Consider the following 13,445-nt stretch of genomic DNA (forward strand, 5'->3'; position numbering starts at 1 on the left):
ACTTAAAAACACTAAAAATCAGCTTAGAGAAATGATATTTAATGTTGCTTTTATTACTATAAAATTCTTGAATTATTTTATTTTTGGTTTTAATTCGTTAAACTTTTATTTATATGCCACACATCCTTAAGAACGATAATTTAGAAATTCACATCGGTCTACCTAAAGAAAATTATAATTTTTCTAGATTTGATTGGACTGGAAAAATTGAAACAGTAAAATTTCAAGATAAGTTAGTCTCGGGAGTTGAAAAAACTGATTGCAAGGATGAACAGAATTATGGAAAAGGATTTTATAATGAATTTGGAATTGACACCGCACTTGGTTTTGAAGAAACAAGCATTGGTAGTTGGTTTCATAAAATTGGGATTGGATTGTTAAAAAAAGAAGAGCTTAACTATTTCTTTCACAAGAAACACGAGGTTATACCCTCTGAATTTATAATTAATACTCAATCTAATAAAATTGTAATTCAGTGTAATTCAAAAGTTGCAAATGGCTATTCATATATCTTAAAAAAAGAAATTGAATTATTTGAAAGTAGCTTTAGAGTTAAATATAATATGCAGAATACGGGTAGAAAAGCGATAAATACTACTGAATACAACCATAATTTTTTGGCTATAAATAAAGATTTAATTGGAAGCAATTATATATTAAAATTTCCATTTTTGCTAAAACCAAAACTATTTGAGGAAACTGTAAACCCCGAAGAAAAAATTAATATTGGGGAAAATGAAATTAAATTTAACGGAATAATAAATGATGAATTTTTTTTCAGCAATCTTACAGGAAGTGAGAATGTAGAAGCAAGTTGGGAATTAATTAATCTTAAAAACAACATTGGAATTAGTGAATCTGGGAGTTTTAAAACTTCAAAAGTGAATCTTTGGGGTTGTAAGCATGTGATTTGTCCTGAATTATTTTTTAATATAGCAATTGAACCTAATCAATCTATTGAATGGACTAGAACTTACAATGTGTATAACATATAATAAGGTAAAAATTGAAATATGAAACCAAAAATTAGCATACTAGGATGTGGGTGGTTAGGTCTACCGTTAGCTTCAAAACTCGCAAGTGACGATTATATTGTTCGTGGTTCTACTACTTCTATTAGCAAATTAGACAAGCTAAAATCAGAAAATATCACTCCCTTTTTAATTGATATTAATAATTTAGATGACCATATATCTGGCTTTTTAAATTCAGAAATTTTAATTATTGCTATAACATCAAAAAATATTAATGACTATAAAAATTTATTGCAACACATTGAAACATCTCAAATAAAAAAAGTACTATTTGTTAGTTCTACTTCAGTTTATGAAAATTCAAACCTAATTGTAACAGAAGAATCTAGTACTAAAAATACCCAATTACTTTATATTGAAAAATTATTTATAGAAAATAAAAAAATTAAAACTACCATTATTCGATTTGGTGGATTATTTGGCTACAACAGAATTCCTGGGAATTTTATTCCACTAAATAAAAAAATGGAAAACCCTGAAGGATTTGTAAATCTAATACATAGAGATGACTGCATAAGGATTATTGAACAACTAATTTTAAAAAATGTTTGGAATACAATACTTAATGCTTGTGCTGATTCACACCCTAAAAGGAGAGATTTTTACACTAAAGAAAATCTTAAATTAGGAAATGAAAATACCCTATTTAATGAAAATTCAATGAATGAATATAAAATTATAAGTTCTGAAAAATTGAAATCTATTTTGGATTACAATTTTAAATATTCAAATCTCATGCTTTATTGACGAAACTCACTTTAACAAATTATAGATCAAACAAGTTTGCCTTTCTTGTCCGTTTTTTTAGTTTAAAAATTCGATCCGTATAATATTCTTTAAGCTCATCAATAAATAGCATCGGATTTTCATATTCAGTTAAAACTTTATAAGTATGTTTCGTTTTAGTATTTTTTAACTGACTTTTAAGTTGCTCTAATTCCTTCTGTAAATAAGTATCTTTAACTGTTATGTCTAAATAAACTGATGCTGATTCTGAAAAATGCAAGAGTGCATTGCCGCTAAAAATATGAGTGTGGTAAGTTTGAAGTTCCTCTAAACTGCCCGTTTGGTATATTTCAATTAGTTTGGTTGTTATTTCTGTAGCAATGTCAATTTTCCCTTCATTCATTGAAAATTTATCTGGATGAACATATAACATTGCTTCTCTGTACAATCGCTTTTTATTTTTTTGTTCTTCAGTATTATAAGTAGCCTTATTTTTATCAATAATTACTTTTAAGCCTATAACTTCTTTAAACTTTTTACCCTTCTTTTTTTGAGCTAGCCGTTTTTCTTTTTTTGCCTTTTGTAGTTTTTTATAAAGTACCGTTAACTCTTGTTCTTCAATCAATAAATTTGTTAGATGAGACCGAAGTATCGCTTCAAAAGAACTTATCTTTTGTTCAATCTCATTTAACTCTTGTTTTAAAATGCTTATTTGAGCTTTCAACAATAATTGTTCTTTCTCATTATCGTTTGAAACTGAAAGACTATTTTGGGTCATCATTAAATTATAAAAATATTCTAAATCCTACTTTGGTACGTATATAAATCAAAATACCTACCTTTTTTACCTATCAGTTCATCATGTTTTCCACGTTCTACAATATTTCCCTCTTCAATAACTAATATTTGATCTGCTTTTTGAATGGTACTCAATCTATGCGCAATTACAAAAGTTGTTCTGTCTTTCATTAATTCCTGTAAACTTTTCTGAATATAAGACTCACTTTCAGTATCTAAGTTTGAAGTAGCTTCATCTAAAATAATAATTTTAGGGTTTGCCAACAATGCTCTAGCAATAGAAATACGTTGACGTTGACCACCTGATAATTTAACACCACGCTCTCCAATTACAGTATCTAAACCTTCCTCAAATCTATCTGTAAACTCATTAACATATGCACCTTTTACCGCTTTTAGTAATTCATTTTCAGTGGCGTTTGGTCTTGGAAATAATATATTTTCACGAATTGTGCCTTCATATAAGAAATCATCTTGAAGCACAACTCCCAGATGACTTCTAAAACTGCTTAAATTAACAGTGGCTAAATCTATACCATCTAAAGAAACAATTCCTTCCGAAGGGTTTAAAAAAGTTGCTGCCAAACCTGCAATGGTAGATTTTCCAGAACCTGATGAACCCACCAATGCTGTTACACTCCCAGAAGGAGCTTCAAAAGAAATATTGTGAAGTACTTCTTTGTTTTCTTCATAAGAAAAAGAAACATTTTTAAAAAGCATATCACCTTTTATAGTGTCTAAATTAACAGTTCTAACTTCAGGGTTGTCTTCTTCTGTCATATTCATTAATTCTTGGGTACGATCCAACCCTGCCATTGCTTCAGTTAACTGACTTCCAATATTACTCATTTGCACAATTGGCGCAATCATAAAACCTAAAAACAAGGTGAAGGAAATAAATTCACCATAGGTCATTGTATTTTTCATAATAAAATACCCTCCAATCCCCATAATTCCAGCAGATGCCAATCCTAATAAAAATGTTGAAGAACTTGTAATTAAAGCTGTAGCTGTTAAACTCTTTTTTACATTCAAATACAATTGTTCTACTCCTTTTTCAAAAGTTTTATTTTCTTGATCTTCGGCATTAAATCCTTTAATTACCCGAACACCATTTAAAGTTTCTGTTAAACGACCTGTAACTTCAGCATTTATTTTACCTCGGGCTCTAAAAATAGGACGAATATATCCAAATGCTTTCATGGCAACAATTGCGAAAATTGAAACTGGAACTAATACAAAAAATGTCATTAAAGCGTTAATTTTTATTAAAATAACCAATGAAATAACAGCCGTAAACGTACCTCCTACTAATTGTACTAAACCTGTTCCTACTAAATTTCGAACACCTTCAACATCATTCATTACCCGAGAAACAAGTGCTCCAGATTTATTATTATCGAAAAAACTTATTGGTAATGTGAGCAGTTTCTTTTGAACTTTTGCTCTTAACAATGATATTAAATGTTGAGCTTCAACACTTAATAAACGAGTTAATGAAAAGGAAGTTACAGCTTGAATTAAGATAGATAAACAAACTACAATTAGTAACGTTGTTAATGCATGCATATCTTTTGCTGGGATAACCTCATCTATTAAATTTTTGCTTGCATAAGGCAATACCAATCCCGCTAAACTTTTTACAATTATTAAAATGATTCCTGCTAAAACGATTTTTTTTCTTGGCCAAATAAATTCTTTAAATGCCCAATAAAATGATACTTTATTTTTACTCATAGATTTATTATAGTCGAATATTAAGCCAAAATAGTACAATTGACAATTAGGCAGTAGTTAATTTAATGCAAATTAACTAAAATCTTCTTCTTCAAGATTGATTCAAAATTAAAATTATTATGAATATAAACACAATAATTAATAAAAATTAATGCGTAACTTTAAGTAAAGTTTTACATTCAAAAAAATATAAAAATGGCTTTTATAGACTATTATAAAATATTAGGCATTCAAAAAAATGCAACAGAAAGTGAAATAAAAAAAGCTTATCGAAAATTAGCCAGAAAATACCACCCAGACTTAAATCCAAATAATAAAGAAGCTGAAAAAAAATTCAAAGAAATTAATGAAGCTAACGAAGTTTTAAGTCATAAAGAGAATCGTAAAAAATACGATAAGTATGGAAAAGACTGGGAACATGCTGAACATTTTGAGAAAGCAGAAAAACAACAGCAATATCAGCGAAGTTCACAACAAGGATCAAGAGGTAGTTTTAATGAAAGTGATTACTCTGACTTTTTTGAATCTATGTTTGGAGGTCGCTCATCAAGAAGCAGCAGGAGTTCCGTAAAATATAGAGGCCAAGATTTCAATGCCGAGTTACAACTTAATTTAACAGATGTTTATAAAACTCACAAGCGCACATTAACTGTAAATGGCAAAAACATTAGACTCACAATACCCGCAGGAGTAAAAAATGGACAAATTATAAAAATTAAAGGTCACGGTGGCGAAGGAGTTAATGGAGGACCAAAAGGTGACTTGCATATTAAATTCTCTATAACTAATAATACAAAGTTTAAACTAGAAAATGATAATTTATATACCAATGTAGATTTAGATTTGTACAAGGCATTATTAGGCGGGGATATTACCGTAGATACTTTTGATGGTAAAGTGAAACTAAAGATAAAACCTGAAACTCCAAATGGAACAAAAGTAAAACTAAAAGGAAAAGGTTTTCCTATTTATAAAAAAGAAGGATCCTTTGGTGATTTATATATTACTTATCAAATAGTTACACCCACAAAACTCACAGAAAAAGAAAAAGAACTATTCACAGAACTTTCTAAATTAAGAATGTTATGAGCACAAAAAACTTTATTCTCCTAAATAACTTATGCACACATTATGATGTTGAAATGTCATTTTTTAACAGCTTAAATGAATTTGGGTTAATTGAAATTATTTCAGTTGAGGAGACTCAATATATTCATCATGATAAAATTTCTGATGTTGAAAAAATGATTCGAATACATCAAGAATTAAATGTTAATATTGAAGGAATTGATGTTGTATTAAATTTACTTGAAAAAATAGAAGAATTACAAAAGGAATTAATCATCACTAAAAATAAATTATTATAATATTAGCTACCTAATTTCTACATATTTATTAATATTCCCCTAATCCTAACAAAACTAAAGTACAAGCTTTTTCAAAAGCAATATTATTTTTAGATAATAATTTTTCCAATTCTATATTTTCAGTTCCTGGATTAAATAAAACTCTTTTTGGATTTAACGCTACTATATAATCATAAAATTGAACCTGATTTCTTTTATTTAAATACAAAGTAATGGTATGAATATTTTTAAATATTTTTCTAGTTGTACAAATTTTCACACCACTTACTTCTCCTTCTTTACTCCCAATAGCTTCAACTTCTTGCTTATTAGAAATTAATCGCTGAATTGCCAAATATGAGTATCTGCTTGGATTTATTGATGCTCCCAATACTAAAGTCTTCTTTTTCATTTGTTAAAGTCTGTTAAAATATGTTAAACAAAGTAACATATATATTTTAATGTAGTCTATTATAAACAACAAAGCTTACACTATTATTTGTGAATATAAACATTAATTAAAAGTTAAATATTTCTTAATATAGTACTTTGTTTTGCATAGTACTATAAATATAATATATATTTGCTTTATAAAATTCTAAAACTAACAATTATGAAATCAATAAACACACAAAACAGTAAAACAAGTCAATCACCATTTGAATTAATCTCAAACTTGAAACGAACAAATTGGAATAATAGAAGACGATATTCTTCTTTTTCACAATTAAGATTTATTTAAATTATTCAATTATTACTAAAAAACTTAACTCAAATGAAAAAAATATTATTCCTATTCAGTCTTATAATTTCCATGACTGTTTCAGCCCAACTTCCTTCAAATAGCAATGTTAAAACTGGAACTATTTCAGGAAAAGTTATAGACGCCACATCTAATGAGGCTTTGCCATATGTTACTATTATAATAAAAGATGCGTCAAAAAAGACAATTACTGGTGGGATAACAGACGATATGGGTAATTTTAGCATTAAAGAAGTTCCTGAAGGTGAAAACACTGTTGAAATACAATTTATTGGTTATAAAACTGAAGTAAAAAAAATTACAATTACCAGAGCAAATTCTTCAATAAATTTAGAAACTATAGCTTTAAAAGAAGAAGCTTCTAAATTAAATGAAGTAACTATTATTGCAGAAACCTCAACTGTAACTCAAAAAATTGATAGAAAAGTAATTAATGTAGGAAAAGATTTGACTTCGGCTGGTGCAACAGCTTCAGAATTATTAAATAATGTACAATCTGTTTCTGTTGATAGCCAAACTGGTAATATTAGCCTTCGTGGAAATGAAAATGTACGTGTGTTAGTTGATGGCAAGCCAACAAATATTGATGCTGCCCAATTACTAAAACAAATACCCTCTACATCTATTAAAAGTATTGAATTAATTACCAATCCTTCAGCAAAATATAATCCTGAAGGAATGAGTGGAATTATAAATATTGTTTTACATAAAAATGCAAATTTAGGATTCAATGGTTCGGTAAATACAGGATTAACAGTTGGTGAAAACACACGTTTTAATGGTTCATTAGATATGAATTTGAAAACTGGAAAAGTAAATTTCTTTGCTAATTACGGCTTAAATGATGGGAAAAACGAAAATTATGGAAAGGTTATTAGAACTGATAATAATTCTGTTCAAGATTTCTTCTTTTTAGATGATAGAACTTCTCACTTATTAAAATTGGGTGCTGACGTATATTTAAACGATAAAAATACCGTATCATTTTACACCATTCAAAATAAATCAGATAATACATTTAAAGGAAATACACGTGTGTCTTTTAATACTATTTTAGACACTGAAAGTCCAATGTTAGTGAACGGAGAAACAAATTCAGCAACTTACAATTTAAATTATACATTAGATTTTGAGAAGAAAGGACATAATCTAGAATTTGAAGCTAACTTTTCAAATTCTGATGAACCAGAAAACACAGCATACAATGAACTTATTAATCCTAACGATTTAAATTTAAATTACACCGATCTTATTGAAAATGATAAAAGTAACACCTTATTTAACATAGATTATACAAACCCTATTTCAGAAAAATCAAAATTGGAATTAGGAGCTGAAGTTAGAGTAAATGATACAAAAAATAATAGAGTAACAACACAGCTAGATGTGAATAATTCTTCATTTAAATATGACAGAAATATTTATTCAGGGTATGTTAACTTTAACCATCAATTTGATAAATTATCTATGCAACTAGGCGCTCGTATAGAACAATATGAAGTAGATGGAACTTTTATAAAAGGAACAGAAACAGCAATCTATAGTGATGAGATATTTTCAGTATACCCTTCCGCATTTTTCACTTTTAATCCTTCGGGAAAAAATCAATATCAATTAAGCTATAGTCGAAGAGTAGATCGCCCTTCAATTGGACAAGTAAACCCTATTAGAGAATGGAGTACACCGCAAATCACATCAGTTGGAAATCCAAATTTAAAACCTCAGTTTACAAATTCATTTGAATTAAACTATACACGTCAATACGAAAAAGGTTCTTTCACTTTTGGAACATTTTACCGAAGAGTGAATGACAATATTACAAGAGTTTTAAATAAAGATCCTTTTGATGAAAATAATGTTGAAATATCATACTTCAACACAGAAAGCAACAACCGTTATGGTGTAGAATTATCAAGCAATCATAAGTTTGCAGATTGGTGGAGAGTTAATGCAAGTTTTGATTTATACACTCAAAAAGAAAGTGGAATTGCAAATGGTGAAGAGCTTGAAATAACCAACAGTTCTTTAAACTTTAGAGTAAACAACAATTTTAAAGCAACTAAAAACTTACGTTTTCAATTATTTGGAATGTATAGAGGCGGTGGAGAATCTATTCAATTTAAAGTAGACCCAATGTGGATGATAAATACTGGAGCAAGTTTAAATGTTTTAGATGGAAAAGGCACCATAAGCTTGCGAGTGAATGACATTTTTGAAGGAATGAAATTTAAATTTGAATCTGAAAACCCGTATCCATTTAACGGACAATTTAATTGGGAAAGCAGAACAGCTTATTTAGGTTTTATGTACAATTTTGGTGGAGGGAAAAATAAAGCTAAAAATAGAAAATCTAGAGATAACAACGAAACTCAAGGCGGTGGTGGATTTATATAAAAATATTTAAGTAATTATTCACATTTAATTAACCAATTATTAACATGATACGAGTATTATAATTGTAAAATTGCAGTCTAAAAAAAACCATTAAACATAAAAGATATAATTATTTGAATTAGTTAAAATCTTTTTAAAAAAGCCTCAAAACTTGCGTTATTGAGGCTTTTTATTATTTTATCATATTACGTTAAAATTACCATCTCATAATAACACTTCCCCAAGTAAATCCACTACCAAAAGCAGCTAAAACAACTAAATCATTGTCTTTTATTTTACCTAGTTCCCAAGCCTCTGTTAATGCAATTATTACTGATGCCGCAGTTGTATTACCATACTTCATAATGTTATTATAAACTTGGTCATCACTTAACTTAAATTTTTTCTGAACAAACTGAGAAATACGTAAATTTGCTTGATGCGGAATTAACATATTTATATCTGAAGCTTCTAAATTATTAGCTTGTAAACCTTCAATAATAGCTTCAGAAAAACGTACTACTGCATGCTTAAATACAAAAGTACCATTCATATAAGGATAATAAGATTCATCATTCTCATCGCTCTCAGCAATTAATGCAGGCACCCAATGTTTTATACTTGGAGATTCTACTATTAATTCTTTAGCATGTTTCCCTTCAGAATGTAAATGAGTAGATAAAATACCCTTTGAATTGTCTTCCGTTCTTGATAAAACTGCTGCTCCTGCTCCATCTCCAAAAATTACAGTAACACCTCTACCACGAGTTGATTTATCTAAACCTCCAGAATGGAACTCAGATCCAACCACTAGCACATTTTTATACATTCCAGTTTTAATAAACTGATCTGCAACAGACATGGCATAAATAAAACCAGAACATTGATTTCTAATATCTATAGCTCCTACAGTTCTCATATCAAGCATTTCTTGCAATTGAACTCCACAACCAGGGAAATAATAATCAGGACTTAAAGTAGCAAATACTATAAAATCTATATCATCTTTTGATAACCCAGCTCTTTCAATTGCAATTCGAGATGCTTTAGCCCCCATAACTGCAGATGTATCTTCACTTCCCTCTTTAATCCATCTTCGCTCTTTGATTCCTGTTCTTTCCTGAATCCACTCATCATTAGTATCCATCATTTTGGATAAATCATCATTTGTCACTATATTATCAGGGACATAATAACCAAGTCCGGTTATCTTTGAATTATACATATATTAATATTTTTATTTATTGGTTTCAAACATACTAAAATCTTCAAGTATTCACAACAATAATAATTGCAATTCCATATTTTAATCTAGCAATTTACTAAAATCATTTTATCAAAGTTATCTGAAATATGAGTGACATACTTATTTATTATTTTAGAAAGGTAAACAATTTATTAAGAATTTTATTTATATCTATTATAAATTAGCTGCCATTTAACATTTTATTAGGTAATTAAATCTTTCTGTTTTGATAAATTTGAAAAAACTTTAAATAAAATCAACTAAATTAAAATGAAAAATATTCTATTATTATTAGTACTATTTTTAGGTACAATTGTTTATTCCCAAGAAAATTTAACTTATCAAAAACCTCCAAAAGAAATCCTTGAACTAGCAGAAGCTCCTATAGCTCCATCTATTAGAATGGATGATAAAGGAGAAAACATTGTTTTTCTTTATCGAAGCAATTTTAAAAGCATTGATGAACTTTCTGAAACTGAAATGAGACTTGGTGGACTAAGAATTAATCCAGTAACTAATATTGGCAGTAGAGAAAATTATTATACCAATATAAAAATACGAGTTGGAAGAAATAATACAGATGAAAAAGTGCTTGGATTACCCGAAAATGGAAGATTTGCAAATTTCTCTTGGTCTCCTAATCAAGAAAAAATGGCTTTTACTAACACCGTTACTACTGGTGTTGAACTTTGGGTATTAGATATACAAACAAAATCTGTAAAAAAAATAACAAACGCAAATATAAATGCAAATACTCGCAGTCCGTATTCTTGGTTTAAAGACAATAATTCTTTACTTATAAAAGTAATTTCTAAAGAAAAATTAGCGCTTATTAATACTAAAACAGCTGTTCCAACAGGACCAACTGTATCTTTAAGTGAAGAAGGAGTAAAAGCTCAAAATAGAACGTATCAGGATCTTCTAAAAAACCCAGCTGACGAACATAATTTCGAACAATTAGTACTTTCAGAATTGTATAGAGTAAATTTAAATGGTGAAGTAAAACTATGGAAAAAAAATGACATGTTTACAAATGTATCATTCTCACCTAATGGTGATTACGTTTTAGTTTCAACAATTAAAAAACCTTTTTCTTACTTGGTTCCTTATAACAGATTTGCCTCTGAAACTACTATTTACAATTCAGATGGAGTTTTTGTAAAAACAATTTTAGAAATTCCATTAATTGAAGATTTACCTCAAGGATTTATGGCAGAAAGAAAAGGTAAAAGAAACCTTTCTTGGAGAGATGACAAACCAGCTACACTTTTTTGGTGTGAGGCATTAGATGAAGGTGACCCAAGCATTGAAGTTGATTTTAGAGATGAGGTATTTCAATTAGATGCGCCTTTTATTGGAGAAAAAACTTCTTTAATTAAAACTATTGATCGTTTTTATGGTATTGAATGGGGAAATGACCAAACAGCAATTGCCAATGATTATTGGAGAAATAATAGAAATACAAGATCTTATCTATTTAACCCTTCAAACAATAATTTGAAACCTGTAATTGTTTTCAATAGAAACTATCAAGATAATTATAGCGACCCAGGAAATTTTGTTACCAAAAGAAATAATTTTAATCGTGAAGTTTTAGATTTAGTCAATAACAATGCTTATTTAATTGGTGATGGATATAGTGAAAAAGGAAAATTTCCTTTTATTGATGAAATGAACTTAAAAACTTTAAAAACAAAAAGGCTATACCAATCAAACTTATCTGATAAAGTTGAAGATATTTCTTCGGTTTTAGATATTAAAAAAGGAGAAATCATTGTTAGAATAGAATCTAAAAATGAATATCCTAACTATTATGTAAGAAACATTAAAAAAAGTAATAGTCTTACTCCTCTTACTCAATTTGAAAACCCTTTTAAAAGCATTGAAAATGTTCATAAAGAAGTAATTAAATACAAACGTGAAGATGGATTAGATTTATCAGGAATTTTGTATTTACCTACAAATTATGAAGAAGGTAAAAAATACCCAATGATTGTTTGGGCATATCCTGTAGAATATAAAGACAAAAATAGTGCTGGACAAAGCACTTCAAATTCAAATAACTTTACATATCCTAATTATGGTTCTCCAGTATTTTGGGTAACTAGAGGCTATGTTATTTTAGAAAAAGCAGCATTCCCTATAGTTGGAGAAGGAGATGAAGAACCAAATGATACTTTTATAAAACAATTAGTTGCAAATGGCAAAGCCGCCATTGATGCTGTTGATAAATTAGGATACATTGATAGAAATAAGGTAGCTGTTGGTGGACATTCATATGGGGCATTTATGACTGCAAACCTATTATCACATTCAAATTTATTTGCTGCTGGTATTGCAAGAAGTGGAGCGTACAATAGAACGTTAACTCCTTTTGGTTTTCAAGGTGAAGAACGAAATTATTGGGAAGCGCCAGAAATTTACAATGCAATGTCTCCATTTATGCATGCTGATACTATGAAAACTCCATTATTGCTAGTTCATGGTGAAGCAGATAATAATTCAGGTACTTACCCTTTACAAAGTGAGCGATATTTTAACGCATTAAAAGGACTTGGAGCTCCAGTTCGTTTAGTATTGTTACCTAAAGAAAGTCACGGTTACAGCGCAAAAGAATCTGTACTACACTTACTTTGGGAACAAGATCAATGGCTAGAAGAATATGTTAAAAACCGAAAATAATTTAGGATACGATAAAAAAGCAGCTCTAAAGCTGCTTTTTTTAATACAAATCCATAATTTTTTCAAGTGGTTTTCGCTGAATATCTGGCACAAACGCATTTTCAGCTGCATATCCAACAGGCAACAATAAAAAGGCACGTTCATTAGCTGGCCTTTCCAATATTTTTTCTAAAAAACGCATTGGACTTGGCGTATGTGTTAAAGTAACTAAACCTGCATTGTGTATCGCTGAAATTAAAAAACCACAAGCCAAACCAACAGATTCATTTACATAATAATTTTCGTGTTTTTCACCATTTACGCCATATTCAAAAGGTCGTTTAAACACGGCTATTAAGTATGGAGCAATTTCTAAAAAAGGTTTATTAGCATCAGTTCCTAAATGTTTTAAATCTTCCAACCATTTATCGCTCATTCGTTCATTATAACTTTTTCGTTCTTCTTCTTCAGCAGCTTTTCTAATGTTTTTCTTTATTTCAGCATTTTTAACAACACAAAAAGTCCAAGGTTGTTTATTCGCGCCTGAAGGTGCTGTAGAAGCAGATTTAATCATATTTTCTATAACTTCAATTGGGACTGGTTTATCGGAAAAATGACGAACTGATCTTCGCTTATCTACCCCCTCATAATATTCTTTCGATCTAAGAATCATTTTGGCTTCAGAAAATGTTTCGCTTTTATAGCTAATATGCTTAAATCCATCTACAATTATATAATCTTCTGCTTGCTTCATTTTAAAA

12 protein-coding genes are annotated in these 13,445 nt (G+C 29.0%); 7 read left to right on the plus strand and 5 right to left on the minus strand.

Features of this window, described 5'->3' with window-relative positions; translation table 11 throughout:
* Positions 1-113: 113 nt before the first annotated feature.
* Positions 114-995 (plus strand): hypothetical protein, encoded by an 882-nt coding sequence (locus ABY863_RS00830; protein WP_372792357.1) that lies wholly within the window; start codon positions 114-116, stop codon positions 993-995.
* A gap of 18 nt (positions 996-1,013) precedes the next feature.
* Positions 1,014-1,781 carry an NAD(P)H-binding protein gene (locus ABY863_RS00835; RefSeq protein ID WP_372792358.1) on the plus strand — a complete coding sequence of 256 codons (768 nt, stop codon included), beginning with the start codon at positions 1,014-1,016 and terminating at the stop codon, positions 1,779-1,781.
* 19 nt (positions 1,782-1,800) lie between these two features.
* Here ABY863_RS00835 and ABY863_RS00840 read toward each other — a convergent pair whose 3' ends face one another.
* Together ABY863_RS00840 and ABY863_RS00845 are read right to left on the minus strand one after the other, a co-directional pair.
* Entirely contained in the window at positions 1,801-2,541 is a 741-nt protein-coding gene (locus ABY863_RS00840; RefSeq protein ID WP_372792359.1) for a hypothetical protein, read from the minus strand.
* Positions 2,542-2,558: 17 nt separating this feature from the next.
* On the minus strand, positions 2,559-4,295 hold the full coding sequence (locus ABY863_RS00845; protein ID WP_372792360.1) for an ABC transporter ATP-binding protein: 1,737 nt from the start codon (positions 4,293-4,295) through the stop codon (positions 2,559-2,561).
* Between the two features lie 195 nt (positions 4,296-4,490).
* Here ABY863_RS00845 and ABY863_RS00850 point away from each other — a divergent pair, with 195 nt between their 5' ends.
* Positions 4,491-5,384, plus strand: a complete 894-nt coding sequence (locus ABY863_RS00850; protein WP_372792361.1) for a DnaJ C-terminal domain-containing protein — start codon at positions 4,491-4,493, stop codon at positions 5,382-5,384.
* On the plus strand, positions 5,381-5,662 hold the full coding sequence (locus ABY863_RS00855) for a chaperone modulator CbpM (protein WP_372792362.1): 282 nt from the start codon (positions 5,381-5,383) through the stop codon (positions 5,660-5,662). Before ABY863_RS00850 ends, ABY863_RS00855 begins: the two co-directional genes overlap by 4 nt.
* A gap of 28 nt (positions 5,663-5,690) precedes the next feature.
* Here the strand turns inward: ABY863_RS00855 and ABY863_RS00860 are convergent, their stop codons facing one another.
* Entirely contained in the window at positions 5,691-6,053 is a 363-nt protein-coding gene (locus ABY863_RS00860; RefSeq protein ID WP_372792363.1) for a CoA-binding protein, read from the minus strand.
* Between the two features lie 201 nt (positions 6,054-6,254).
* On the opposite strand from ABY863_RS00860, the gene ABY863_RS00865 reads away from it, so the two are divergent.
* Together ABY863_RS00865 and ABY863_RS00870 are read left to right on the plus strand one after the other, a co-directional pair.
* The gene (locus tag ABY863_RS00865) at positions 6,255-6,383 is read left to right on the plus strand and encodes a hypothetical protein (protein WP_372792364.1); all 129 of its coding nucleotides are present in this window, start codon (positions 6,255-6,257) and stop codon (positions 6,381-6,383) included.
* A 33-nt stretch (positions 6,384-6,416) separates the two neighbouring features.
* Positions 6,417-8,798: a TonB-dependent receptor domain-containing protein gene (locus ABY863_RS00870; protein ID WP_372792365.1), complete on the plus strand. Its 2,382-nt coding sequence runs from the start codon at positions 6,417-6,419 to the stop codon at positions 8,796-8,798.
* Between the two features lie 196 nt (positions 8,799-8,994).
* On the opposite strand, the gene ABY863_RS00875 is transcribed toward ABY863_RS00870, so the two are convergent.
* The gene (locus ABY863_RS00875; protein WP_372792366.1) at positions 8,995-10,002 is read right to left on the minus strand and encodes a 3-oxoacyl-ACP synthase III family protein; all 1,008 of its coding nucleotides are present in this window, start codon (positions 10,000-10,002) and stop codon (positions 8,995-8,997) included.
* A 291-nt stretch (positions 10,003-10,293) separates the two neighbouring features.
* Here ABY863_RS00875 and ABY863_RS00880 point away from each other — a divergent pair, with 291 nt between their 5' ends.
* Positions 10,294-12,705 (plus strand): prolyl oligopeptidase family serine peptidase, encoded by a 2,412-nt coding sequence (locus ABY863_RS00880; RefSeq protein WP_372792367.1) that lies wholly within the window; start codon positions 10,294-10,296, stop codon positions 12,703-12,705.
* Positions 12,706-12,745: 40 nt separating this feature from the next.
* Here the strand turns inward: ABY863_RS00880 and ABY863_RS00885 are convergent, their stop codons facing one another.
* Positions 12,746-13,438 carry a nitroreductase family protein gene (locus ABY863_RS00885; RefSeq protein WP_372792368.1) on the minus strand — a complete coding sequence of 231 codons (693 nt, stop codon included), beginning with the start codon at positions 13,436-13,438 and terminating at the stop codon, positions 12,746-12,748.
* Between the last annotated feature and the right edge of the window lie 7 nt (positions 13,439-13,445).

This window comes from Lutibacter sp., assembly GCF_041562875.1.
In the GTDB taxonomy this organism is placed as follows: domain Bacteria; phylum Bacteroidota; class Bacteroidia; order Flavobacteriales; family Flavobacteriaceae; genus Lutibacter.